The sequence below is a fragment of the Shewanella denitrificans OS217 genome (assembly GCF_000013765.1).
Taxonomy (GTDB): Bacteria; Pseudomonadota; Gammaproteobacteria; order Enterobacterales; family Shewanellaceae; genus Shewanella; species Shewanella denitrificans.
Genome location: NC_007954.1, coordinates 585,902 through 612,726, shown reverse-complemented (window position 1 = coordinate 612,726; position 26,825 = coordinate 585,902). Strand labels below are relative to the sequence as shown.

General features: G+C 46.5%; 21 protein-coding genes. 7 read left to right on the top strand and 14 right to left on the bottom strand.

The window, feature by feature from the left end; all coding sequences use genetic code 11:
* Both SDEN_RS02820 and SDEN_RS02815 read right to left on the bottom strand, forming a co-directional pair.
* A complete protein-coding gene (locus SDEN_RS02820) occupies positions 1-3,702 on the bottom strand; it encodes a response regulator (protein WP_011494996.1) in 3,702 nt (1,233 codons plus the stop codon).
* A gap of 256 nt (positions 3,703-3,958) precedes the next feature.
* Positions 3,959-5,353: a PhoH family protein gene (locus tag SDEN_RS02815; protein WP_011494995.1), complete on the bottom strand. Its 1,395-nt coding sequence runs from the start codon at positions 5,351-5,353 to the stop codon at positions 3,959-3,961.
* Positions 5,354-5,767: 414 nt separating this feature from the next.
* Here SDEN_RS02815 and rapA point away from each other — a divergent pair, with 414 nt between their 5' ends.
* Both rapA and SDEN_RS02805 read left to right on the top strand, forming a co-directional pair.
* Entirely contained in the window at positions 5,768-8,674 is a 2,907-nt protein-coding gene (rapA, locus tag SDEN_RS02810; protein ID WP_011494994.1) for an RNA polymerase-associated protein RapA, read from the top strand.
* Between the two features lie 178 nt (positions 8,675-8,852).
* Positions 8,853-9,731 (top strand): DUF3530 family protein, encoded by an 879-nt coding sequence (locus SDEN_RS02805; protein WP_011494993.1) that lies wholly within the window; start codon positions 8,853-8,855, stop codon positions 9,729-9,731.
* 87 nt (positions 9,732-9,818) lie between these two features.
* On the opposite strand, the gene SDEN_RS02800 is transcribed toward SDEN_RS02805, so the two are convergent.
* The gene (locus SDEN_RS02800; protein ID WP_011494992.1) at positions 9,819-10,625 is read right to left on the bottom strand and encodes a crotonase/enoyl-CoA hydratase family protein; all 807 of its coding nucleotides are present in this window, start codon (positions 10,623-10,625) and stop codon (positions 9,819-9,821) included.
* A gap of 325 nt (positions 10,626-10,950) precedes the next feature.
* Here SDEN_RS02800 and SDEN_RS02795 point away from each other — a divergent pair, with 325 nt between their 5' ends.
* Both SDEN_RS02795 and SDEN_RS02790 read left to right on the top strand, forming a co-directional pair.
* Complete coding sequence (locus SDEN_RS02795) at positions 10,951-11,946, top strand: response regulator (RefSeq protein WP_011494991.1); 996 nt, start codon at positions 10,951-10,953, stop codon at positions 11,944-11,946.
* A gap of 20 nt (positions 11,947-11,966) precedes the next feature.
* Entirely contained in the window at positions 11,967-12,932 is a 966-nt protein-coding gene (locus tag SDEN_RS02790; protein WP_011494990.1) for a GGDEF domain-containing protein, read from the top strand.
* A gap of 77 nt (positions 12,933-13,009) precedes the next feature.
* On the opposite strand, the gene rraB is transcribed toward SDEN_RS02790, so the two are convergent.
* The 8 genes from rraB to SDEN_RS02750 form a co-directional block, all read right to left on the bottom strand.
* Positions 13,010-13,399, bottom strand: a complete 390-nt coding sequence (gene rraB, locus SDEN_RS02785) for a ribonuclease E inhibitor RraB (RefSeq protein WP_011494989.1) — start codon at positions 13,397-13,399, stop codon at positions 13,010-13,012.
* 41 nt (positions 13,400-13,440) lie between these two features.
* Positions 13,441-14,187 carry a 1-acylglycerol-3-phosphate O-acyltransferase gene (locus SDEN_RS02780; protein ID WP_011494988.1) on the bottom strand — a complete coding sequence of 249 codons (747 nt, stop codon included), beginning with the start codon at positions 14,185-14,187 and terminating at the stop codon, positions 13,441-13,443.
* A gap of 91 nt (positions 14,188-14,278) precedes the next feature.
* Entirely contained in the window at positions 14,279-15,070 is a 792-nt protein-coding gene (locus SDEN_RS02775; RefSeq protein ID WP_011494987.1) for a metal ABC transporter permease, read from the bottom strand.
* A gap of 5 nt (positions 15,071-15,075) precedes the next feature.
* Positions 15,076-16,023, bottom strand: a complete 948-nt coding sequence (locus tag SDEN_RS02770) for a metal ABC transporter solute-binding protein, Zn/Mn family (protein WP_011494986.1) — start codon at positions 16,021-16,023, stop codon at positions 15,076-15,078.
* A complete protein-coding gene (locus SDEN_RS02765) occupies positions 16,007-17,245 on the bottom strand; it encodes a hypothetical protein (protein ID WP_011494985.1) in 1,239 nt (412 codons plus the stop codon). Before SDEN_RS02765 ends, SDEN_RS02770 begins: the two co-directional genes overlap by 17 nt.
* Before the next feature lie 72 nt (positions 17,246-17,317).
* Complete coding sequence (locus SDEN_RS02760) at positions 17,318-17,614, bottom strand: DUF2607 family protein (protein ID WP_041405986.1); 297 nt, start codon at positions 17,612-17,614, stop codon at positions 17,318-17,320.
* 143 nt (positions 17,615-17,757) lie between these two features.
* Positions 17,758-18,084, bottom strand: coding sequence for a hypothetical protein (locus SDEN_RS02755; RefSeq protein ID WP_198134625.1), 327 nt, complete (start codon positions 18,082-18,084; stop codon positions 17,758-17,760).
* Between the two features lie 91 nt (positions 18,085-18,175).
* Positions 18,176-19,045 carry a MaoC family dehydratase gene (locus SDEN_RS02750; RefSeq protein ID WP_011494982.1) on the bottom strand — a complete coding sequence of 290 codons (870 nt, stop codon included), beginning with the start codon at positions 19,043-19,045 and terminating at the stop codon, positions 18,176-18,178.
* Between the two features lie 341 nt (positions 19,046-19,386).
* Here SDEN_RS02750 and SDEN_RS02745 point away from each other — a divergent pair, with 341 nt between their 5' ends.
* Positions 19,387-19,854 (top strand): chemotaxis protein CheX, encoded by a 468-nt coding sequence (locus SDEN_RS02745; RefSeq protein WP_011494981.1) that lies wholly within the window; start codon positions 19,387-19,389, stop codon positions 19,852-19,854.
* Positions 19,855-19,940: 86 nt separating this feature from the next.
* Here the strand turns inward: SDEN_RS02745 and alr are convergent, their stop codons facing one another.
* Entirely contained in the window at positions 19,941-21,032 is a 1,092-nt protein-coding gene (gene alr / locus SDEN_RS02740; RefSeq protein WP_011494980.1) for an alanine racemase, read from the bottom strand.
* A gap of 89 nt (positions 21,033-21,121) precedes the next feature.
* A complete protein-coding gene (dnaB, locus tag SDEN_RS02735; protein WP_011494979.1) occupies positions 21,122-22,528 on the bottom strand; it encodes a replicative DNA helicase in 1,407 nt (468 codons plus the stop codon).
* 153 nt (positions 22,529-22,681) lie between these two features.
* On the opposite strand from dnaB, the gene SDEN_RS02730 reads away from it, so the two are divergent.
* Together SDEN_RS02730 and SDEN_RS02725 are read left to right on the top strand one after the other, a co-directional pair.
* Positions 22,682-24,877, top strand: coding sequence for a S46 family peptidase (locus SDEN_RS02730; RefSeq protein WP_011494978.1), 2,196 nt, complete (start codon positions 22,682-22,684; stop codon positions 24,875-24,877).
* Between the two features lie 1,113 nt (positions 24,878-25,990).
* Positions 25,991-26,266 carry a hypothetical protein gene (locus tag SDEN_RS02725; protein ID WP_011494977.1) on the top strand — a complete coding sequence of 92 codons (276 nt, stop codon included), beginning with the start codon at positions 25,991-25,993 and terminating at the stop codon, positions 26,264-26,266.
* Positions 26,267-26,338: 72 nt separating this feature from the next.
* Here SDEN_RS02725 and rplI read toward each other — a convergent pair whose 3' ends face one another.
* Positions 26,339-26,791, bottom strand: coding sequence for a 50S ribosomal protein L9 (gene rplI / locus SDEN_RS02720; protein ID WP_011494976.1), 453 nt, complete (start codon positions 26,789-26,791; stop codon positions 26,339-26,341).
* Positions 26,792-26,825: the final 34 nt, after the last annotated feature.

The following is a 26,825-nucleotide window of genomic DNA, read 5'->3' as shown; positions in this document are numbered from 1 at the left end:
TTAGCCTTGGTTTTTTAAGGCTATCCAATAGGCCAGCGTCTCAAACAATTCAGTCAACACGATTGGCTTAGTGATATGGGCGTTCATGCCGGCGTTCAAACTCTTTTCTTTATCCCCTGACATGGCGTGCGCTGTCATAGCGATAATAGGTAATTGCTGCGTGCTGTAGGTTTCTCTTAAGATTTTGGCCGCGGTTAAGCCATCCATCACTGGCATTTGAATGTCCATCAGCACTGCATCAAATTCTTGTTTTGCCACCAAATCTAAGGCGATTTGACCATTGTCGGCGATCACTACATCATAGCCTGCGCTCTTGAGTAACTCGCTGGCCACTTGTTGGTTAATAAAGTTATCCTCGACCAACAAAATCAACCCTGATTGCAGCGGCTGTGGTTCGACTTGTTCGGCAATTTCTTGCTTAATTTTGGCCGGCGCTGCGAATGCACCAATAATTTCATCGAATAAGGATGAGGCTTTAAAGGGCTTTTGCAGCACGGCTTGATATTCGTATTTATCTAATTCTAGATTCAATGGCTCTGTGGAATAGGCCGTCATTATGATGATAACCGGACGTTTCTTAAGGCGACCATCGGCAATCATTTCATCCACGGCTTTAATCACCATGCCGCCACTCACCACTGGCATCATCCAGTCTAGTAAGAGTAAGTCTATGTCTTGCTGTAATAAGCGCTCGATTGCTTCTGCGCCGCCGGTGGCAGTATTCACCCCAAAGCTGAAGTCACGCAATAAAGTAGAGTAAATTTGCAGCGCGCTCGGATTGTCATCCACCACTAAACTAGTCAAGTTATTTAACTGCTTAGGCACGACTAACGGCTGTTGCGGCAGTTCTTTGGCTATGTCAAAGCTGAGAGTGAAACTAAAGGTGCTGCCCTGCTGCGGCTCTGATTCAACACTTAAGTTACCGCCCATCATGGACACTAAATGTTTACTGATGGACAAGCCTAACCCTGTGCCGCCATATTGACGGGTGGTTGAGCCGTCAGCCTGTGAGAAGGCATCAAATAGATTCGCTTGTTGTTCACGGCTGATGCCTATACCGGTATCGCGCACCCAAAACTTAAGGCTGATTTGGGTATCGCGTTCGCCCACGTCTTCACAACCCAGCTCAATCTCACCGTCTTGAGTGAACTTCACCGCGTTAGACAACAAGTTGACTAACACTTGCCCTAACCGCAGCGGATCGCCTTTTAAGGTTAAGCCTGTGGTTAGTGGTGAGAACAGCAATAACTCGACGCCTTTCTCTTGGGCGCTTAAGGCATTCATGTCAATCACATGATCCAGCACTTTCTCCAAGGAGAATGGCACACTTTCAAGCTCAAGCTTGCCGGCTTCGATTTTAGAGAAATCGAGAATATCGTTGATAATTCTTAATAATGACTCGGCAGAGAAGCCCGCTTTATTAAGGTAATCTTGCTGCTGCAGGGTCAACTGAGTACGAGATGCCAGCTGCAACATGCCGATAATGGCATTCATCGGGGTGCGAATTTCATGACTCATGTTGGCCAAGAATTCACTCTTATACATGTTGGCCAATTCGGCGTCGTGCTTAGCTTCCAGCAGCGCCACTTCATTGCTCTTTTGACGGGTAATATCCTTATGGGTACCCAGCATACGGCTCGGCATGCCATCGGCGGTAAACTCTACCACTCGGCCACGGGAGAGCACCCACAAATAACGCCCTGACTTAGTGCGCATTCTAAATTCTGTTTCGTAGGCGCCGCTGGGTTCACTTAGGTAGAGATCGCGGTAGGTTTTTACCCTGTCCCTATCATCGGGGTGGATAAGCTCTTCGATGGATGAAATTAACGCCGGAAATTCATTGGTCTCATAGCCCAGCATAGAATAATAAGACGGGTTACAGATGATTTGCTCTGAGTCTAAATACCAATCCCACAGGCCATCTTCTACTGCATCCATGGCCAAGTGATAGCGCTCTTCTGACAGCCGAAGCTGCTCCGCCGATTGGTACTCGCGGGTGACATCGCGCCAGACAGAAATTAGCCCCAATAGCTCGCCGCGGCGATTGTAGAAAGGTAATTTTAAGATGTCCAGCAGCACAGATTTGCCTGAAATATCCACCTTTTCTTGGTAACGCAATGCGGCCCTGTCTTTGAGTACTTGACTGTCTTCTAAGCGGATCCGCGCCCCTTGCTCAGGGCTTGTCAGCTCAACCGAGGTCATGCCGATCATTTCGCTTTCGCTGTAACCCAGCATGTGCTCGGCAGATTTATTACAACCTAAGTACTTACCTTCTTGATCTTTAAAGACAATCGCCTCTGGAATAGAGTCAATCAAGGAGCGCAGCAAGGCATATTCGCGCTCTCGCCTTTCAGTGGTTTCTCTCAACCTTTGGGTGCGTTTGGCCACTAAGTTATCCAAGCGCTTATTTTGCTCGGCCAAATGCAAGGTGTATTGTTTGTTTTCTTCGAAAATGCGGCTCACCAACTGAAACCAAGGCTCCCAGCCTGAGGTGATTTTATGGGGCGGCTTAATCGGCGATTGCGAGCACACTTCAAGGTGAGTCAGCAGCCTTGATGCAGGGCTTACGAAGGCGCGGCGCGTCTGCCAATGGACTATAGTCACCAGCACAGAGAGGGCCAACACCACCAGCAAGAAGGTTAACTGTAATTTGTCCCAAGCATCTTGAAACAGCGCGCTTTCTTCTTGTAAATAAAGCAGTCGCCAAGGGGCGTTATGCAAAGCCACAGAGTGAATGTAATAGCCATTACGCAGAACGCCTTCATGGGCGTCGAATATTTCCGACTCGGCCAACGAATGTAATTCGGAAGGAATACGCTGACTGATGTGATAGACACGGTTCATCTCAGTGCTATCGAAATCGCTATGGGACAAGATATTGTTTTGCTGATCCAGCAAGATAACTGTGCCTGGCATCTTAAAATACATGCGTATTTGCTTAGCCAGTGACGACAAGGTCATGTCTAAATTGATGGAGCCGATAAATTCATTCTCAAGGTAAACCGGTAGGCCTAAGGTGGTGAGCAAGCCCTGCTCAGACACGTCCACATAAGCTTGGCTCCAGAATACACTGCGCTGAGGATTCATCTCAGGGGTTGCCAGCCTAAATTGGTTTTTGTTGAGCAACTCTTCCCGAAAGCCTTGCTCATTGGCAGACCAAGGGTAGGATGACATAATCCTTTGATTGGAGATGTAATAAATCGAGGAGGCCTTGGGGGCGGCTTCTTTAGCCACTGGGAATGACAGCGACAATTCAAACAGCATTTCCAGCTCTTGATAAAACTTATCGCTGCGGTTTTTAAGTGAACCTGAACCTGTAATGCGGCCCATATTAGTAAAAGGTTCGCCGCCGTTGGCATAACTAGGTTCTAAGGTAAAAAATTGTCCATCTTGATTAAATTTTTCATACTCGGGCAACATGTCCTTGCGCGCCAGCTCGCCGAGTCTTAGGTGATCCACCGCAACATTGCGCAGGCTCTTCACCGCACGAATGCTCGACTCCAGCAACAAGTCAATTTGCAACACGTGACGTGCCACTTGCTCTTCCCGCTGTTCGATAAGTTGTACTTTTTGCCTATCGAATAACACCCATGCCGACAACAAGGCCATGACAATCACACCAATATAGGTATAGAAAACGGCGCGGTTATAATTTCGCTGAATAGGGGATTTTAATTGTAAGTCTGGCTCAGTCGATTTCATTAATAACCCTTGGGCGGCTTAAGGCAAAAGAGGTGAGTTAAGGGAGTACAGCCGCGTTCTATGCATAGTATTTGCACATAATATCAGGAAGATATCAGCAAAGGCAGTTAAATTACGCCTCAATAACAGCGAAAAGACTAGCCTAAGCTAGCCTTTTGGGTGCTAAACGCTTATTTTAACGCTTAAGCAGGGTTATAAGTGTTCTTCAGCGTACTGCCCTCGACGGATTGTAAAAAGGTCAGTCCCGCAGTGACGGTTATAAATGTTCTTCAGCGTACTCGGCTAAGCGTGAACGTACCACGCCATTTAAGTACACATTGGCACTGCCTTCAAAGTCTTTAAAGCGCTCGACTATGTAAGTGAGTCCTGAGGTGACGGCAGTTAAATACGTCGAGTCAATTTGGGACAAGTTGCCACAACAGATCAATTTAGTGCCCTCCCCCATGCGGGTTATCATGGTTTTTATTTGCGATGCGGTGAGGTTTTGGCATTCATCGAGCAAGACCACAGAGTTTTGAATCGAGCGGCCGCGCATAAAGTTTATCGACTTAAACTGAATGTTGGCCTTCTCCATGATGTAATTCATGCTGCCACTGGGATTCACATCATTTTTATGCAGTACTTCTAAAGTGTCAGTAATGGCAGCAAGCCAAGGCGCCATTTTCTCTTCTTCCGTGCCGGGCAAGAAACCGATGGACTCGGCTATTTCTGGGGTATTTCGAGTGACTATGATCTTGTCATAGCGCTTACGCTCCACCACAAGTTCTAGGGCTGCGGCTATGGCCAATAATGTCTTACCGCAACCTGCGGGGCCGGTGAGAATAACCAAATCAATTTCAGGATCGAGTAAAGCATTGAGTGCCATCCCTTGATAGATATTCTTAGGCTTAATACCCCAGGCTTCTATATGATTTAACCTGTCACGGCCCAGATCGATTATGTCTAGCTGAGTGTCCGTCTTACCGGTAATACGGCCACAGAAGTTGGCTTCATCATCCAGTAAATATTGGTTAAGGTAGAACGCCTCCTTGCCTAAGGCCGCTATAGGCACATGGTGAATGGTGTGCTTGCCCTGGCGCTCAGTGGTGACTTTATCCAGTTTTGACCAGAAATCCCCTTCAAATTGATAGAAGCCTTTGGCCAGAAAACGGATATCATCAATCAATTGATCTGTGCGGTAATCTTCAACTTTTTCTATGCCAGCGCCCTTGGCTTTAAGGCGCATATTAATGTCTTTAGTCACTAGCACTACAGTGCGCGGCTTATGCACTTTTTGTAGGTGTAAGGCGACGTTGATGATCAGGTTGTCGTTATTGTCACCCGGCAGGGCGCCTGCGATGAAGTCCACTTGGTGGTCAGGGAAAATGGATAAGCTGCCCGCCACATCCAGATGGCCTTCTCTGCTGGGTAAGGGCACGCCTTTTAGAATTTGTTCAGGGGTAGTGGGGCCACCGAGGATATCTTCTAAGGCGCGAATAGCCACCCTAGCATCTCGGCTAATATCGTGCTTCCTGTCTTTGATGTTATCGAGTTCTTCAAGCACAGTCATGGGGATCACCACATCGTGTTCCTTAAACGAGTAAATCGCCAAAGGCTCGTGCAGCAACACATTGGTATCCAGTACAAACAATTTTCTGCGGTCTTGTTTCATGGCGCCTCCAGGGTGACTTGGCGTCAATGGGATTGCGACTCACATCGGCTTTGGCGGTCAGGCTGTCGCTGCGCGGGCAAACCCGTTAACGTCCTTATATGCTATCAACAACAAACAACTAAATAGCATTGAATAGCTGATTTCAAATACTACACCTTGAACTTATGCATGGTGCTAAATCAGCATTCGCTCAATTTGACTATGGCAGTTAAGTGACAAAATCTCAACTGTCACTCAGTTTCTAAATCAGTGTCTTAGGCGAATGTAACCCCTAATACATGACAAAAAGATGACATTATTACGATAGCTTGCGCCTCACAGTCAGTTAAATCACTGCTAGAATTCAAATCTCACTGGGTTTGGTATAAGATACGCGCCCTCGAATTGAATCCGTCTGAACATGAGAGTTTAAAAATGCCGTTCGCTTTAGGTCAACGTTGGATAAGTGATACCGAGTCAGAGCTTGGATTAGGCACTGTTGTACAAGTAGAAGGCCGTATGGTCACGCTACTCTTCCCCGCCACCGGTGAGAACCGTATGTTCTCCCGCGCTGAAGCGCCATTGACACGTGTTATTTTCAATCCTAATGATACCGTTGAAAGCCATGAAGGCTGGAGTATTACTGTCACTGAAGTGGTAGAGAAAGACCAGCTAGTGGTCTACCACGGCACCCACAGTGAAACGGGAGAAACCGTTAGCCTACGGGAAACACTAATCAGCCACAATATCCGCTTTAATAAGCCCCAAGACAGGTTATTTGCCGGACAAATTGATCGCTTAGACAGATTTGGGATCCGCTACCAATGCCAGTTACTGCGCCATAAATTAGCCAGCTCAGATTTATTGGGATTACAAGGCCCAAGAGTGGGGCTTATCGCCCACCAGCAGTGGATAGCCCATGAAGTGGGTCGTCGCTATGCGCCTAGAGTGTTACTCGCCGATGAAGTCGGCCTAGGTAAGACCATAGAAGCCGGCCTTATTATGCATCAGCAGCTGCTGACTGGCCGCGCCGAGCGCATTTTAGTCATAGTGCCAGATACCCTACGCCATCAGTGGTTAGTAGAGATGCTGCGCCGGTTTAATTTACGTTTCTCTGTGTTTGATGAAGACAGGTGTGTCGAGGCTTATGCCGATAACGACAACCCTTTCTACACAGAGCAGTTAGTCATTTGTTCACTGGAACTACTGCGTAAGAAAAAGCGCTTAGATCAAGCCCTCGATGCCGACTGGGACTTACTGGTGGTGGATGAAGCCCATCATTTAGAGTGGAGCGAAGATGCCCCGAGCCGTGCTTATCAAGTGGTTGAAGCCTTAAGTGAAGTAGTGCCTGGAGTATTATTGCTCACGGCAACACCAGATCAATTAGGCCACCAGAGTCACTTTGCTCGGCTGCGCTTACTGGACCCCGACAGATTCTACGACTACGACGCCTTCCTAACTGAAGAGCAAGGCTATCAAGCCGTTGCTGAAGCCGCAGAGGCTTTAAGTGGCGAGAAGAAGCTCAATGATAGCGCGATCAACAGCTTAACTGAGTTGTTGTCTGAAAAAGACATCGCACCTAGCATACGCTTAATTCAAGCAAACGAGGTCGACCCTGAGCAACAACAGGCGGCTCGTGATGGCTTATTGCAAGAGCTACTGGACCGTCATGGCACGGGCAGAGTCTTATATCGCAACAGCCGCGCCTCAGTGAAGGGGTTCCCTAAGCGTATTTTCAATCCGCATCCGCAGGCCATGCCGGAACAATATGTGACCGCAGAGCGCGTTAATGCCATGATGAGTGGTAAAAAGACGCCGCAAGCCAAAGCATTAGAAGCTTTAAGCCCTGAGAAACTCTATCAAGCCTTTGAAAGTGACAGCGCTAGCTGGTGGAAGTTTGATACCCGTGTCGACTGGTTGATTGCATTTTTAAAATCCCATCGCAGCAAGAAAGTGCTTATTATCGCCAGCCAAGCGGAAACCGCACTTAGCCTTGAAGAAGCGCTGCGCACCCGCGAAGGTATTTTGGCAACCGTATTCCATGAAGGCATGTCCATCATAGAGCGTGACAAGGCCGGTGCCTATTTCGCTCAGGAAGACGCTGGCGCTCAAGCCCTAATTTGTTCGGAAATTGGCTCTGAAGGACGTAACTTCCAGTTTGCCAGCCATTTAGTCTTGTTCGACTTGCCATTAAATCCAGATTTATTAGAGCAGCGCATCGGTCGCCTTGACCGTATCGGTCAGAAAAATGATATTCAAATTCATCTTCCTTACCTTGAAGGCACTGCCCAAGAAAGATTAATGCAGTGGTATCACCATGGCCTCAATGCCTTCGAGCTCACCTGCCCTAGCGGCCATGTGCTGTTTAACGAATTTGCCGAAGAGTTGACGCAAGTTCTGTGTGAAGACGACGCTGACGCTATGACTCAGCTACTGAATCACACTCAGCATAAATACAAAGAACTAAAGCAAGCCATGGAGAGAGGCCGCGATAAGCTGCTGGAAATTAACTCCCACGGTGGTGCCCGCGCTGCGGCATTAATTGAACGTTTAGCCCAAAAAGACAATGACACTCATCTTGTGGGTTCAGTCATTAGACTGTGGGACATTATCGGTGTCGATCAAGAAGATAACGGTGAAAACACCATAGTCTTACGCCCCAGTGAGCACATGCTATTCCCAACTTACCCGGGCCTTCCCGAAGATGGCGTCACAGTCACCTTCGATAGAGAAACGGCGCTATCTCGAGATGATATTGCCTTTATCTCAGAAGAGCACCCGCTGGTACAGACAGGCTTAGATCTCATCACTGGCTCTGAAACTGGCACTACTAGCGTCGCCGTACTCAAGAATAAAGCATTGCCCGCGGGCACCTTGTTCCTTGAGCTTATCTACATGGCCGATGCTTCTGCGCCGAAATCGAGCCAGTTATATCGTTATCTACCACCGACACCAATCAGGGTATTGCTTGATAAAAACGGCAATAACTTGGCCACCAAAGTGGACTATAACAACTTCGAAAAACAGCTCAGCGCGGTAAACCGCCACATTGCCAGTAAGCTAGTCAATGCGTCACAGCCACTACTGCACCCCTTGCTAGCAAAAGGACAAGAGCAAGCCCAGCAGGGATTAGATGCGCTATTAGTGGATGCCAGAGCATCGATGACAAGCCAGCTCACCGCTGAACTTGAACGCTTAGAAGCACTGAAAGCGGTTAACCCCAACATACGTGAAGAAGAGCTTGAATATGTGCGTAACCAGATGGCTGAGCTGAACGGCTATTTGGATGCCAGTCAGTTACAACTGGATGCTATTCGAATGGTGCTTGTGAGCCACGTCTAGCCGCCCAAGTGCTGAACAAGTAAAATCAAAGTCTTTAACCCTTAGTCCTTAGTCCTTAACAAAGGAAAGGAAAGGAAAGGAAAGGAAAGGAAAATAAAAAGCCCTGCTTAATGCAGGGCTTTTTATTAGTCATGGAATTGGCTATGCTTAACACTTTATTTTATAGGGCTTTACTTGGATGCTGACTCGTCGCGATTTAATCTTAGTTATCTTGTTCAGTGCCGCTATTAACTTACTGCACAGCCCAAGTGTTTATGGCAAAACTGACTACGATTATTTGCCACAAGATGAAGTCACCAGCATAGAGGTCGAAGGTCAACCTCTGCCAGTGTTAGTGCGCCCTTGGGAAGGTAAATTGCGCCTTGGCAGCGTGATTATCATAGGCCCCTCGGACAGTAATGCCGATGCGGCAGGCTTTATCAGTCATCTGCGCAAATCCCTCAACCCAGAAGGTTGGGCTAGCATCAGCCTCACGCCGCCAAAAGGCCTTTATCGTCCAAGTTTTGCCACTGGGGCTGAAGAAATAGCTAAAGCGGGCAGCGAGCAGCTTAGTGTCAGCGGTTACCAGCCTACCCCCTTGTATAACTCGGCGCAGTTGCTAGAGCTTAGAAACTTCCAACAAGAAGCACTGACCAAGAGCTTTACCCCACTGGAAGCCCTCAGCGATTCCTATACTGGCCTTAAAATGTATTTAGTGTCTGACGACAGCGCAGGTATTCTGGTCAGCTTATTGTTTGATAAGAAAATTCCAGCACCCGATGTACTCGTGCTCATCAACCCTTACCGCGAACATGAAGAGCTTATCGATGAACCCAGCCGACGTAAAAGCATAGCCCAGCAGTTACTCATGCAGACTTTTCCTGTGCTGGATCTGCAGTCCCCCAATGGCCACCCAGTGTCCTTAGCCAATGCACACCAAAGGCAAGCCGTGAACCAGTTGAAATCACCTCGCCTTTACCGGCAATACAGGCTCAATTTACGCTTAGATAACCCCAGTGGCTGGGAAGAAGCTCAGAACTACATCGAAGGCTTCGCACGTATTGCCACAGGCAATTAACCTGCTATTGCTAGGCTGAACAGAGAGGCAAAAAACGCCCAGCCATTAAGCTGAGCGACTAGGACTTTGGAGTATAACCTCGCTCATCTACCACCAAGGCTGGCGATTTCTATAAGGTTTTTGCGGATCTTTAGTCTGCCTTAATGCGGCGATCAGGCGATTTCTGCCCAGTAATAGGCGTACTTGGCTCAATGATTCTCGGCTTAATAAACTGCGCAAAGACGCGGTCCAGCTGCGATTGATGCTCAGTTTTATTGCGGCGCATGCATCGGGTGAGGTCTGCATTATCTGCTCAGCTAAGGCTTTAGCTCGTGCCATAGGTTCAGCCGCGACCTCAGTGACTAACCCTAAACTTAAGGCTTCATCGGCGTTTAAAACTTCAGCGGTATAGGTGAGTTTCAGCGCCTGATCTTTACTAACAAGCTGCCTTAATCCGGCAAGGCCTGCCATATCGGGGACTAAGCCCCACTTAGCTTCCATTATGGATAGTTTGGCAGTATCCGCTGCTATGCGTATATCTGCGCCCAACACAATTTGCATACCGCCGCCATAGCAAACCCCTTCGATAACCGCTATCACAGGCACAGGCAGCCTCTGCCAACCTAGGGACACTCGTTGAGCCAAGTTGGCATTACCGGGAAGCCACTTAAACAACAAATTCAGCGCCTTACCTGGGTCTTTACTTAGGCTTTTCACATCCAGCCCAGAGCTGAAATTACCACCCGCCCCAGTCAATATCACCAGTCTAAGCTGTTTATCTTGCTGCAGTTGCTTAATGGCCTTATCAATCGCCTTAAACATATCAAAATTCAATGCGTTATATTTATCTGGCCGTGACAGGGTGACATAGGCTATCCCCTGATGTTTTTCTAACCTAACTAAACCACCTTCCATGAAACATTTCCTTACTGGTCAGTCCAGTTTTTAGGTTAACACATTTGGCGTAACTGTCGAATAGTTATAACATGGCAGAATATTGACCCTAGTCAAAAATGTGTCTTGAGTGTAAAGCTGAACTGCAAGCCAGCGTGAAAGCATTAAGGCGTTGCTACACTTTTTTCACTTGTTCTTTAATATTCATGAATTTTCATGCAGAAATTAGCCTATCTTTTAGTGACGAGCATGATGACAATTTTCGCTATTCTGATTGAGATAATCAGCCGGATCGAAATTTAGGTGTTATCTTCAATATAAGGTGAACAAAGGATCAACAGCCACAATGACAATTCCGATATTGATATGTGATGACTCTGCCTTAGCAAGAAAACAGATGGCCCGTACCCTGCCGAAAGACTGGGACGTGGAGATCAGTTATGCGACTAATGGTGCAGAAGGCATAGAAGCCATTCGTGCTGGCAAAGGCGAAGTGGTATTTCTAGACTTAAACATGCCAGTCATGGATGGCTACGAAGTGTTACAAATAGTTCAACAACAAGACTTACCAGCGCTCATCATAGTGGTGTCCGGTGATATACAGATTAAAGCGCATGAAAGAGTGAAAGCCCTTGGAGCTTTGGATTTTATTCAAAAGCCCGTGAGCGCTGATTCTATTAGTAATATTCTTCAAGAGTATGGCATTCTAACCTTGACCCAGGGCAAGGAGATTGAAGACACACCTATGATCAAGGTTGACTTGCGTGACGCCTGTCAAGAGATCGCCAACATAGCCATGGGCCAAGCCGCCGACTTGTTGGCTAAATTATTAGACGTGTTTGTTTTGCTACCTATTCCCAATGTTAACGTGCTCGAGGTGAGTGAGTTAACCATGGCATTGAAGGCGACCACAGAAAGTTCTCAGGTATCGGCGTTATGCCAAGGATTTATCGGTGCCGGGATCGCAGGTGAGGCACTCTTGCTATTCCATGACTCCAGTTTCGAAGACATGGCGAAACTGATGAAACTCGATACTGCCAAGGATACCAGTACTCAAGTAGAAGTCATGATGGATACAGGTAATGTCTTGATAGGGGCTTTCCTAAACGGGATATCTGAACAACTGGATATGTCTTTCAGCCAATCTCACCCGGTTGTACTTGGTAGGCATTGCACAGTGAACGATTTGATCAACGATAATTCTGAAAAATGGCAACGTACCTTAGCCATGGAAATTAATTATCGTATTGAAGACTATAATATTCAGTGCGATCTCTTGCTGTTATTTACTGAAGACTCTTTACCGACATTGAATTTTAAGCTTGGCTACTTACTAGATTAATAAAGGCTGGATGCGACCCTATGGAGAATGATCAAAGCGCAATGAATGAACTACACTGGCTAATCGATATGGTGCAAACCATAGATGTTGGCTTAGTAGTGTTAGATCGAAATAATGACATCCAGCTATGGAATGGTTTTATGGAGAACCACAGCGGGGTTTCACCCAATTCCATTAAGGGTAAAAACCTATTTGAAACCTTCCCAAAGTTGCCCGCCGACTGGCTAAAACAGAAGATGCAATCTGTGTACTTGCTGAAAAACCGCACCTTTATCAGCTGGGAACAAAGGCCTTATGTCTTTGAATTTAAAAATTACCGCCCTATTACCGGGCGCGCAGATTTTATGTATCAAAACATAACCTTACTACCTCTAGCATCCCTAACGGGTATACATCATATTTGTATCATAGTGTACGATGTGACCGATATTGCGGTTAATAAATTGCAATTAAAAGGCGCCAATGAACAGCTTGAGTTATTAAGCCAGACTGACGGTTTAACTCAATTGCACAACCGCCGTCATTGGCAAGAGTGTATGGAGCATGAGTTTGAGCGCTTCAACCGCTATGCCGATATCGCAAGCTTAGTGATGATAGATATTGATAATTTCAAACAAATTAACGATAAATATGGTCATCCCGCTGGGGATAAAGTCATCCAGCACATAGCGCATTTACTGAAGAATGCCCTAAGGGAAACTGACTGCGCTGGACGCTACGGCGGTGAAGAATTTTCTGCAGTGCTTGCTAAAACCAATGCCACCGATGCGCTGCAATTTACCGAGCGACTGCGCACACAAATTGAAGCATCTGAAGTGAGTTATAAAGATCAAAAAATTAAGGTCACGGTAAGCCTTGGGATTAATGCCTTGCATTCAGGAATGGGCAGTAGCTCAAGCTGGCTATCAGGCGCCGATAAGGCCCTCTACCAAGCGAAACAAATGGGCCGAAACAAGAGTGTTATTTATACCGATGAGCAAGAATAGCCTATTCATTTAAACCCAGATAATAAAAAAGCCCATTTTTCATGGGCTTTTTTATTGCTGACATTGAAATAACAAGATCACGCTTGCTCTTCTTCGTCATCTTCTTCGATTTCATCACCGATAAAATAAGTGCCCCAACCGTCATAATCCACTTTCTGTTTATGGGCCACTTGCATTAACTGCTCGCAGGCTTTATCCAGTAAAGCAACATCTAACTTGTGGTTAGCGATGGCGTCGAAGCAAAAGATTTCAGAGCCATCTTCAAGCTCCATCTCTTCGGCATCATTCACTTCAAAACCGAGTTTGAACGCATCGACAGCGGCTTTTTCAAGCTTATCAAAATTGGTCGAAGAGAAATGATGCTCAATGACATACTCTGAATCGGCGTCTGAGCCGTCACCCAACAGTGCTTCAACAATTTCTCGGTTCTCGGCAAACTGCTCTTTTAACTGACGTTCCATAGACATGGATTTTCTCCGTACACAATATTAACAATAACTGCGGCAGATTATACGCTATCTTTGCCCTGTGGATCAGCCATTAATAACTTGGCTTCTTGATTCAATTGCTCAAGTCGCGTCGACATCTTGGCATGCACCTCAGCGCAGAAGCTTTTCGCCTCAGTTTTACCTAACCCTTGAGTAGAAATAGGCGCCATCATTTCAACGATCACCACGCCATTGTTCCAACGATTTAGTTTAATGTGGTTCTGACAAGAAGCTAATACAGGCACTACAGGTACTTGAGCTGCGATGGCGGTATGAAAAGCACCGACTTTAAACGGCAACAAACCACGGCCACGGGAACGCGTGCCTTCGGGAAAAATCCACACAGACAAGAGATCTTTTTTCATTTTCTCTATGGTTTTCGTCATAGTATCGAAGGCGCTATTGCGATTATTACGATCAATTAAAATATTGCCCGATAGCCAATAAATCTGACCGAAAAGCGGCATCCAAGCCAAGCTCTTCTTACCTAAGCTCACCGTTCCCTTAGGCACGGCTGAAGTATGGGTAAATAAATCGAAATTATTTTGATGATTCGATAAATAAATGCATGGGGATTTAACCACGTTAGGATCGACGCATCGATTGATCACCTTAATGCCAAGCACTGGGGCTACCGCACCAAAAATATGGGCAAATACATGGACATTATCACGATGACGAGGACGTAATAAACAATAAACAATAGCAAAAACAAATGCTAAAGAAAGCAACACAAAAAGGATGATTGAACGGGCAATAAGCAGCACTACTGACTCCTGCAAATAAAGTGGCGCCAGTATAGCCAGCTGGCGCCAGGGACTCAATCAATTGTTTACATATGTACGCTGAATTTGACTGCTAAGCTTGTGCCTTACCCCTATGGCTCTGGAGCAAGCCAACAACATGAGCCAATAATCTAAAGACTAAACAGCAGAGCGCCAGTGTTGCCACTATCGCAGCGCCACTGGGTAAGTCGTAGCTAGCCGAGAGCATTAAACCGATAAAAAAGCCCAACATGCCTACGGCATAGGCATACCAAAGCCTGTTATTCGTCTTGAGTCGATTCACGGCTAATGCAGGTAAAATCAGACTGCTAAATACTAAGTACACCCCAACTAGCTCCACAGAAAGCGTGATGACAATGGCAAATAGAAAGTAAAAACTATTGCCAGCTAACAAGGATGGCCTCAGGGCTATCAAGACCAGCACGAGCATAGACACTAGCATGGGCAAGAGTAAATCATCCCAACTGACCCAGAGAATTTGCCCCGACATTAATTGCTTTAATAGCTCGCCGCCGTGGGGGTCATTTGCCAACAATAGCATAGCCGCCACAGCGCTAAGCACATAGAAGCAACCAATAAAGGCCTCGAGCTCGGTTTCAAAATGCTTAGCTAGCCAAGCGATAATCCCCGCACCGCCGAGAGCAAATAATGCAGGCATCCACACATGGGCATAAGCCAAACTCTCAATCCTGTGATCTATGTGAGAGACGATGGCCCCAAGTGCCGCCACTTGGGCTATGGCCAAATCGATAAAAATGATCCCTCTGGCCAAGACTTGTCTGCCCAGCAGCACATGGGTTGATAACACTAAAATACCGGCTGCAAATGCGGGTAATAAGATTGAAGCGAGCTCAAGATCTATCATGGGACTCACTCTCCTGATGTAGCCGCAGTGGTTTCTGCTGCATTGGTGAGAATGGTCAGCACGCTGTCATACAAGCTGATTAAATCAGTGCTGTCATCATTGCCCCCCACAGACATGGGCAGCACCAGCAAAGGTAACTTAGCCCTGTCTGCCAGCCAAACTCCGCCGCGCTCATCTTGATAAGACGCCACCACCACAGCCATCACATCACCCATTTTTGTCCGCTCGAGCAAGCTGACTAAATGACTGGTGGTCGGCGCCAAACCAGGCTTAGGTTCAAGATCTGCCACCTGCTCCATGCCAAGCCAGGCAAACAAGTACCTAAAGCTTGAGTGATAAGCGATAACCTTGCGCCCTTGCAATGGCTTAGCCTGCTGCTGCCAGCGCTGCATCGCCACCTGCCAATCTGAGCTAAAACCCTGTAAGTTCTGTTGGTACTCAGCTTGGTGCTCAATATCGAGACTAATGAGCTTTTGCGTCAACGCCTCGGCAATTTGCAACATGCGCTCAGGATCAAAATGCACATGAGGATTACCTTTTTCATGCACATCCCCCATGCTTCTGTCCACTTGAGTCAGCTTATCTAAGGTTTGCACTTGTTCAGTGGCAAAGAACAAACCTTTATCTGTGCTTAAGACCTGGGAGTTAGATGCCTTCATTTGCAACATAGGCAGCCAGCCGATTTCAAGATCGCCTCCGGCGCATACCAGTAGATCAGCCTGCCTCAGCTTAGCAATAAGACTCGGCCTAGCTTGCACTTGATGTGGGTCTTGCATGGCCGTAGTCGCACTATAAACCTTGGCATTGGGCGCCAAGGTTTGCACTAACGCGGCATACTCAGGTTCACAGGCGAATACATTTAACTCGGCCCTAGCTGAGACACTGTAAAATGAGCTTAACGATGCAAATGCGATTAAGCCCAAGTATAATTTTTGCTTAAAATTGATGCGCACTGTGAGCTCCTAACGTCATAACGTACTGTAAACTGAAGATACTATCATCAGTGAAACCATCAAAATTGGTGCCATCTTGATGGGTATACTGTAAGCGCACACTAGAGAAATGACTGCTGTGCCAAGCCAGACTAAACTCGGTTTCTTTCAACTCTTGTCCGTGCAAATGATCCCCATGAATAGTTTGGGTATCCACTTCACCGTAACGTGCGCCGGCGGACCAACTTGGGGAGAACTGATACACACTACTCAAGTACCAACCTTGATGATAATCCTTACTTTTTCCCTCAGCGTGGCCTTCGTCATGATCCTCACCATGATCATCCTCATGGTGTTCCTGCTCCTCGTGAGCTTCTTCAGCTAAGGCTGCAATATTATCAACCCTGAAAAACTCGCCACTCACGCTCAAATGTTGGTATTTATAGTTACCATCCGGCGCCCATTTATACACAAAATCAGCAACATAAGTGTTTTCACCTGTATAAGCTGCACTGTGACTATGGCCGCTGTGATCATCATGGCTATCTGCGTGTTCATCATGCGCTTCATGATGTTCTAGGTAGGCTTGACCATTTTCATTGCGAAGATAATTAACCCCTAGCTGCCAAGAGCTTGATAGGCTCAAATCACCGCCCCATTTACTAAACGCAGAATAGACACCTACATCACTAAATTTACGCTCACCATGCTCATCGGCAGCACGCATTTTCTCGCCTTTAAAGGCTTCAGTCCCTAAGGTCCAATAAATATCGGTTGGCGCCACGTAACTGACTCTCACACCATCATCAAAATAGTGGCCTCCAAGAAAGGCGCGATACACCGCCGGTCTATCAATAAAAGCATCGGTATGTGAATGCTGGTTGTTGAGGTAACCAATATCAGACAGAAAACGGCCACCACGAATAGAGAAGCCACCTGGTAGCGCCAAGGTTTGAATAAAGGCTTCTTCTAAATTAACTTCAGTGTCACCATCATGTGTTTCTAACACCGCAGTAATTTTGCCGTAGAAGTTATTGTCGATATTGGCGCTCAGCGCAAGCTCAGTCTCCCCAAGACCAAAGCCTTCTTCAGTCCCACCAAGCGCGCGATCACCACTTTGATAATGGCCATTCAGCACACCACTGATATTCGGATTAGTTAAGCTACCATCGGCGGCCATTGAAACATTAGAAACACTGGCGCAGGCAAGCGCCAACAGAGAGAATCTGCTTAAAATTTGCATTTTGGTTACTCCAAAAAATCATACACCTCACCCTCAGCAAGTGCTGGGGTGAAAAATTAATTAAAAATTGTGTTAAGAAATGGAGTCACTAGGAGGGCCACGAGCAAGATAATGAGCCGTAAAACCTGTGATACGAGACTCGAGTATGAACTCAAGTTGCACCACGCCTTGCTTGATAACAGGCAAGAAGACGGTTTTACTTTCTAAAAGGTGGTTAAGCTGATGCTGATGAAAGCACAAAGTACAGTGAGTACTGGCGCCATCATCATAGTGTAAGGATTCATGGGCAGAAGACGCTAATGACAAAAACATCAATAAGGCACAAAGCCCTATGGATATCATTTGTCTAATATGCGGCTTAATTCTCACGATACCTAACCTTAAGGAAAAGAATAAAAAATACTGAGCTTGCATTCTACTGCAGCCGCTCATTTTTTCAATCGACTAAATGTGACAATTTACGTCTAGGGCTTAAATTTACCCAATTAAAGCCGTTTATATTACTAATGAGCCTAAGGTTCAGCATCTCGAGCTTGACGCTTACGCTCTGAAACTTGTCGCAATGCTCTGGCAGAACTAATCTCTGGTGCTTGGGTTACCAACAAGTGATCCATCAAATGACTCACCGCCAGCACTATGGCGAATAAAATCATCCCAAGGCTCACCAGCCGAGTATCGAGTTCTAGAAAATAGCCCACTAGTCCAGCGCTCACCGCGCCATAAAAGCCTACCAGCTTAAGCCCAGATAAGATCCGGCTACGTCCAAGCCAAGCTTGACAATGAGGGCATTGGATCTCAACCCCTAACCCTTTTCCCCTGTGGTTAACTTGATTATCCATTTTGATCGACAGATAACAATGCGTGCATTTCACCGACATACTAAAACCTTAAATTACAACATTCATTTAAACAGGGGAAATTTGAACGGCATTAGTCTAAATAACTGACTTGCCCCTGAATATGGGGGCGACGGCCTTTGCTGTCTCTTAATTCAAACACTAGGCCAGTGTCATTTTGCTCAAAGGCAAAGCTCACCTCAGATGGCATAAATACAGGTAACTTGAACTCCACATCCACACTGAAGCCGCGCTCACCAATCACAGGCATGACTTCAGCCAAACAGCGCGCCTTAGACCACATGCCATGGGCAAGCACGCGTTCAAAACCAAAACGTTTAGACAACAAGGGGTGCAAGTGGATCAGGTTATAATCCCCCGACGCCTTAGCGTATTGTCGACCTAAGTCTTCAGATAAAGACCAGTTTTTTGCACTGTCCCAAGACATTTCACTGCCCCGTGGTGGGCGGGCTCTGCGCCCTGCTGACTCGATACGATAAAGGTAAGTCGAATGTGCTTGCCACACTAATTCCGTGCCCACATACGCCTTAGAAACCAGTTCAAACTCAAGCCCAGCCTCTTTTAACTCGCTGCTGCTTAGCTCACACTCTAGGCTGACTGCTTCTGTAATCTTTACCCTTCTAAAGGCTTGAATGCTGTTTTTTAAGTGGATCATGCCCAGCAGAGGAAAGGTCATGGCATTATGAGTAAAAATCACCGCATGTAAGCGAAACGCTTGCACATAAAGGTAAGTTGGCGGCAGATATACACCATCAAAATTAAAACCACAGACATTCGCGTATTGAGTCAACTTGTCCGCAGACAGGGCAGTGTTGGCCACCTTGACGTGAATTTTCGGCAAGGGCTTGTTATCCCAGCCTGGCTTTCGGCCAAAAAATATCTTTCGATACAAGCTGAATAGCGAAGGCATATGGGTTAATTCGACATTATAAGACTGACTCAAGCTAAGCTACCTTTGATGTTACAGCGAGGCATCTCACCGTATATAAATATCCTGAGCGGCATTATACCTAGGCATGAGCATATCGTTAAATATTATCGCAGTTTAAACATACCTGAGAGCCAATATGCGCAATCTGCATAATTAACTAGCATATGACTAAGATGTTGAATAAAAAAGTAATCACAACCATACTCAAGAATATATGATTTATTTATCGGGAAATGACTATCAATTATTTCTGCGTCATCTAAGATGAATAAGTGTGATACTCACCAGTGAATTATTATATTTTGAGGCAGACCCACTCCTCAGGATTTCTGAATTTAAGGATATTTTTTTGCATGAATGTTGAATTTATTAATCCCTTTTTAGCCTCTTTGTTGAACGTGATTTCGACCATGGCCAGCATGCAACTCACCCCTGGAAAGCCCCAAGTAAAGACCCATAATTTAGCTAAGGGTGATATTTCAGGGCTTATGGGCATGGTGGGGCCTAAGACCAAGGGCTCACTTTCAATCACCTTCGAGCAAGGGCTGATTTTAGAGATCATGGACAAGATGCTAGGTGAAAAACCAGACTTCTTGAACGAGGATGTCAGTGATTTGGTGGGCGAAATCACCAACATGGTCACAGGTGGCGCTAAAAATTTACTCAGCGATAAAGGCTATGATTTCGATATGGCGACCCCAGCGGTAGTCGTAGGTAAAAACCACAGCATTTCACATAAAGCCAAAGGCAAAAAAATCCTTATGCCTTTCAGTCATGCCGCCGGTAATGCCTATATCGAAATTTGTTTCGACGAAGAGTAACATCCAGCCAGAGTTTAAACAGACTTATACCCATAGTATTATTTATCTGCTCCATAAGCGGGAGCGTCAATAGACAACACCCGATACTAAGGCAGTAAGGCTACTGCAACCCTAGGGGTTAACTTGGTGACTAACTCATAGGCTATGGTGCCAATATGGTCTGCCACTTCTTCCACCGCCAGTGCGCTACCCCAGAGTAGAACTTCATCACCCACTTTATCTTGGGAATCTAAACCTAAATCAACGGTTAACATATCCATAGACACGCGGCCAACGATAGGCACCCTGCGGCCATTGAGCCACACAGGCGTGCCCTCTGGGGCATGTCTTGGGTAGCCATCGCCATAACCTATGGCGACCACGCCGATGCGGGTATCTTTGCGGGCTCGCCAAAAAGCCCCATAACCGACACTGTCACCCGCCTGATGATCTTTGACCGAAATCAACTGAGACTTAAGCTCCATTGCTGGCACTAAACCATGATTACCGCCTTTATCCCCCACCATAGGCGACACCCCATAGAGTGCGATACCAGCACGGATCCAGTCTCGTTGACTCTGAGGCCAAAAAAGCATTCCTCCAGAGTTGGCAAGACTTCTGTCCCCGTCAAGGGAGGCTGTCACGCTTTCAAATGCATCGATTTGCGCTTGAGTAAAACTGTTATCAGGCTCATCCGAACAAGCAAAGTGCGTCATCAAGTGTATCGGCTTAGCGATGTTGTGACATGCCAGCAAGCGCTGATAAATGGCGTCAAACTGAGCCAAACTAAAGCCTAACCTGTGCATGCCAGTATCGATTTTCATCCATACGGTAACCGGCGTAGTGAGTTCAGCCTGCTCTAACATCTCCACTTGTGATTCGTGGTGCACCACAGTATCGATATGATGTTGCACCAATAAGGGTAAGTCTGTGACCCTAAAAAAGCCTTCGAGTAACAATAGCCTTGCATTAACGCCGCCACTTCTAAGCTCTAAGGCTTCTTCCAATCGCGCCAAGCCGAAACCATCGGCGCCTTGATCATAAGTGGCCACACTGTTAGCCACATTCAATAAACCATGGCCATAGCCATTCGCCTTCACCACAGCCATGATTTTACTCTGCGGGGCTAATTCTCGAATGCGAGCCAAGTTAGCTTGCAATGCCTTGCGGCTGATTTCTGCGCGGGGAAAAGGTTTCAACGCTACGCCTTCTATTAAGGAGCAAAAATATCAACTAGGCTGCCTTGCTATAACATTGGCAGCCAGTGGTTCCATTAATGCAATGTAAGTTAGTCTTCTTCGAACTGAGGGCCAGCGTAATTATCAAAGCGCGAATAATGGCCTTGGAAGGTCAATCGCACTCGACCAATAGGGCCGTTACGTTGCTTACCAATAATAATTTCTGCCGTGCCTTTGTCTTCAGAATCATCATGATAGACCTCATCACGATAAATAAACATAATCAAATCGGCATCCTGCTCAATAGAACCCGATTCACGCAAATCCGAGTTAATCGGGCGTTTATCGGCCCTTTGCTCCAAGGAGCGGTTAAGCTGCGACAGGGCAATAACAGGAATATTTAACTCTTTCGCCAATGCCTTAAGGGAGCGGGAAATCTCGGCGATTTCCAAGGTACGGTTATCCGATAACGACGGCACTTGCATCAACTGCAAGTAATCCACCATGATCATAGACAAACCGCCATACTCACGGGCAATACGCCTTGCACGGCTGCGCACATCTGTTGGGGTTAAGCCTGAGCCATCGTCTATGTACATCTTGCCTTGTTCAAGCATGATACCCATGGTCGATGATACCCGCGCCCAATCTTCATCGTCCAGCTGACCGGTACGAATTTTGGTTTGATCCACTCGGCCCAGTGAGGCCAACATACGCATCATGATCTGTTCTGAAGGCATCTCGAGGCTGAAAATAAGCACAGGCTTGTCTTCATTCATCGCCGCTTGCTCACACAAGTTCATCGCGAAGGTGGTTTTACCCATAGAAGGACGGGCCGCCACAATAATCAAATCGCCGCCCTGGAAACCTGCGGTCATCTTATCTAAATCGCCAAAACCACTGGATACCCCAGTAACACCGTTATGGGGGTTGTTATAGAGCTTTTCGATACGGTCGACGGTTTTTTCTAGAATGCTTTTGATGCCCTCGGGGCCTTCGTTAGCATTGGTGCGCTTCTCGGCGATTTTGAAGACCTTGGTTTCGGCCAAATCTAATAGCGCGCTAGAGTCGCGACCTTCTGGGTGATAACCCGCATCGGCGATTTCATGAGCCACATGGATCATCTCACGTACCACGGCGCGCTCACGCACAATCTCGGCGTAAGACACGATATTGCCGGCACTGGGGGTGTTTTTAGCGATTTCACCTAAGTAGGCAAAGCCGCCAGCGTCTTCCAGCTGATCTTCAATTTCAAGTTGTTCAGAAACTGTGATCAAATCTATCGGTTGGCCAGTTTCCACTAAACGGTTCATGGCCGCAAAAATCATTCGATGCGAACGAGAATAAAAATCTTCAGCCACCACGGCTTCGGTCACTCTATCCCAAGCCTCTGCATCTAACATCAAACCGCCGAGCACTGATTGCTCAGCCTCTATGGAATGGGGTGGCAGTTTAAGCGCGTCGATTTGTGCATCTCTTGGCTTCTTTTTGGGCTTAAAAGCACCTTGCTGTGACATTCCTACTCCCAATTTACAACGACTAATAACAAAATATGGTATAACACTCGGGTCAAGCTTACCTTTTTAGGCAATGGCTATTCATGCTATTTGAGCGAATGGCTAGCGCCAACCGTTTTTACGGACTACAGCTAATAACAATAAGGAAAAAACATGCGTATTGCACTCGTTGCAGCCCTAGTGCTGTCCTCTGGTTTCGCCTATGGCGATGAAGGCCAGTGGCAACCCTATCAAATGCCTTCCATTGCTGACAAACTCGAACAACACGGCATTAAAATTCCAGCGAAACAATTGGCAGACTTGAGTCAATACCCAATGAATGCTGTCGTCAGCCTCGGCTATTGTACTGCCAGTTTTGTTTCCCCCCAAGGCCTAGTTGTGACAAATCATCACTGCGCCTACAGAGCGATACAATATAACAGTAAATCAGAGCACAACTATCTAGAAAATGGCTTTCTAGCCAAAACAAAAGCCGATGAGCCTTCGGCCGGCCCTAATGAGCGTTTATACATCACAGAAGCCGTGACCGATGTCACCAAGCAAGTGATGGCAAATTTAAGCGCCGACCCATTAGCGCGCTATGAAGATATCCAAACCAACAGCAAAGCCTTAGTTAAAGACTGTGAAGCCGATGATAATTATCGCTGTGAAGTCAATAGCTTCCATAATGGCTTAGAGTTTTACCTTACCAAGCAGCTTATCATTCGTGATGTACGCTTAGTGTATGCGCCACCTGAAAGCGTTGGCGGCTACGGCGGCGACATAGATAACTATGAATACCCACGCCACTCAGGCGACTTCGCTTTCCTACGCGCTTATGTGGGCAAAGACGGCAAGCCGGCCACCTATTCAAAAGACAATGTGCCTTTTACCCCTAAAAGCTTTGTCAAAGTGAATGCCGATGGCGTTAAAGCAGGCGACGGCGTATTTGTGGCGGGCTACCCAGGTTCAACCAGCCGCTACCGCATGACCAGCGAACTTAAGTTTGCCAGCGATTGGCTCTACCCCACCTATGCTAGCCGCTATCAATTACAGATAGACACGATCAAAGCCATGGGTGCGGGCAACAAAGATGTCGCCATCAAATATGCCGGTACCATGGCATCCATGGAAAACCGCATGAAAAAGCTTAACGGTCTATTAGATGGCTTTAAAGCCACTGATATCGTGGGAATTAAGCAGGCTCGTGAAAATGATTTCCTTGCCTGGTTAAAGCAAGATAAAGGCGCCAACCAAGCCTTAGTCACTGAATTGCAAAGCCTACTTAGCACTCAGCATCAACAGCTTCAAGGCAGCTATTATTTTAGCAACGCCCAATCAAGCGCCTTATTAGATGCGGCAAAAAGCTTATATCGCTTAGCGAAAGAAAAGCAAAAGAGTGACGACAAGCGCGAGCAAGGCTACCAAGAGCGTGATATGAAAATGTTTACCGCCAAGCTTGAGCGCATCGACAGCAGCTTTGAAGCCAGTGTTGATCAGATGTTATGGCAACAAGACTTAAACGCTTACTTAGCCCAACCGTTAAAAGAAGCTGCACTTGATAAGGCCTTAGGGATCACATCCCCAGCGCAGCTTGACGCTAAACTTGCCAGCTTCTATCAGGCAACTGAGCTTAACGACCAAGCCAAGCGTTTAGCATGGATGAATGCCGACACTGCAGCCTTTGAAGCCAGTAGCGATCCTTTTATCGCCCTTGCTGTAGCGCTATATGATGCCAACATGGCTCAAGAAAAAGCCGAAAAACGCTTAGAGGGTGAGTTATCAGTCGCGCGCCCTGCCTACATGAAAGCTGTTATCGCCTACAACCAAGCTAACAACTGGCCCGTGTATCCCGATGCCAACGGCACCTTGAGGATCACCTACGGCATGGTTGATGGTTATCAATCTAAAGATGCGTTATACAAGCAGCCCTTCACCCGCCTAGAAGGCATAGTGGCTAAACATACCGGTGTTGAGCCATTTAACGCGCCGAGCAAGTTAGTTGATGCCATTAACGCCAAACGCTATGGCAGCCATGAGGTTGAAAACCTATACCCAGAGCTGGGTACTTGGATCTGCCGTTTATTCTCATGCCTTGACGAAGCCGGTAAATTTGGTTCAGTACCCGTTAACTTTTTGTCTAGCGTGGACACCACTGGGGGTAATTCAGGTTCACCGGTATTTAATGCCAAGGGTGACTTAGTAGGACTAAACTTTGATTCCACCTATGAAGCCATCACTAAAGATTGGTTCTTCAACCCCACCATCACCCGCGCCATTCACGTGGATTTTCGCTACATTCTGTGGATGATGGATGAAGTGGACAATGCCGACAACTTAATCGCAGAGCTTGAATTAGTGCGTAACTAATCCCTTTTTTTGCTACAACTTAAGCCGCCAACACTAACGTGCTGGCGGCTTTTTTATTGCTTGGAATCATAGCAACTGACTTTTGGACAGAAGTGAGCTAGAAAATTTAGACTGAACTTGCCTCAAAAAGCCAGTTGATGACATTCCTGCATACTGGCTTGCCATGGTATTCACTCGTCGACACGCCGTAAACTCGTCCATGAGGGCTCGAACATCCCGTCCATGGGATGGACGGTCTTCTCGCAAACACTCATGGTTCACCTTTTTAGCATTCGTGCAATCTTTTAGCTCTTAAAATCTAGTCCCATGCCTATGTTAAGCCTAATAATACTCTCACAGGTTGCACCCATTACCCTCGAAGTTGCCGATTTATTCACCTAAAAATCCCGTGAAACCATCAGGGATGATGGTTAAGGCTCGTTGGGCACATGGATGTGCTGTCGAGCCGTTAGGTATTTTTAGGTGAATATGAGGATCAACAACTTCGCGGGCGGCACAGGGGTGTTCCAAGAGGGGAGAATGCTGTTGTTTTCCCCTCTTGGCCAGTGCAGAGTGGAACCCTGCGACTTTGATCCAAACTAAGTTTGGACATCTTGCAAACAAGCTTTGGGGCAAAAAACGTAATAAAACTCAATCCAAAATTAAACAATGAAAAGTCCAATTAATACCAGTGGATTAAAGCTGAAAGGTAACACTGAAGTCAATGGAAGGGGGTTGGCTAAATGGTCGAGTCTAGCTCTTGAATTAAGCAGCGGGGATGCTACACCTGAGTCCGTAGGGATACCTTCTTACAGAAAAGAACAATAGTCGCCACCAATCGAGACACTAACCTCATAACGGATGTCAACAGAGCATAGTAATGGGCAAACCAGATGCCCACAAGCAAACTGTAACCTTAATGACATCAAACGCTGAACTACCCTACTTTGGTCCCAAGAATCGCGTATGGCAACTCAACAGATCGCATGATTTTAGGCTTTTTATGCTGGGTCAACATTGCCGTTATCTTAAGCTATGACTAGATTCTATCTGGGCTTGATGAGCGTGATGCAAGCCAAAAAGCACGTGGCAACATGTGCAAATCATGGATAGTAAATTTAATGGAGTAATACCATGTCAAATCAAATGCTAGGCGCGTTCGGACCTTATACCAGTGAAATTAATCCAGAAGCCAAGGCTGCATTTGCCGATGCGATGGAACATTTTGTTGGGGTTAAATATTCACCCGTGGCTGTGGCTAGCCAAGTTGTGTCAGGAACGAACTATTCATTTTTCTGTAATGCTGAAGTCGTGGTACCTGGGAGTACGGTTTATCCAACTATGGTAGATGTTTATAAGCCGCTCAATGGCCCAGCCCAACTCACCCACATTGGTAAGTTGAATCGCTAAGCTTAGCCGCTAGAATTTAGGCATAAAAAAACACCGCCATTTGGCGGTGTTTTCTTTTGGAGCTAAAGGTAATTAAGCTTCTGCAACAACAGTAACTTTAACTACAGCTTTAACTTCAGTGTGTACTTGTACTTCAACTTCGAAGTTACCAGTAGTGCGCAATGCGCCTAATGGTAGACGTACTTCAGATTTAGCAAGTTCAACGCCAGCTGCAGTTACTGCATCAGCGATGTCACGGTTACCAATTGAACCGAACAACTTACCTTCATCACCAGCTTTAGAAGCGATAACAACAGCTTCTAGTGCAGCTAGTTTCTCAGCACGTGCAGTCGCAGTGGCTAATTCAGCAGCTAATTTAGCTTCTAATTCAGCACGACGAGCTTCAAATACTTCTACGTTTGCTGCGTTGGCAACAACCGCTTTACCAAATGGTAAAAGGAAGTTACGTGCATAACCCGCTTTAACAGAAACTTGGTCGCCTAAGCTGCCTAAGTTTGCAATTTTATCAAGTAGAATAACGTTCATTATCAAATCCTCTATATTCGATTAGGAATTAATA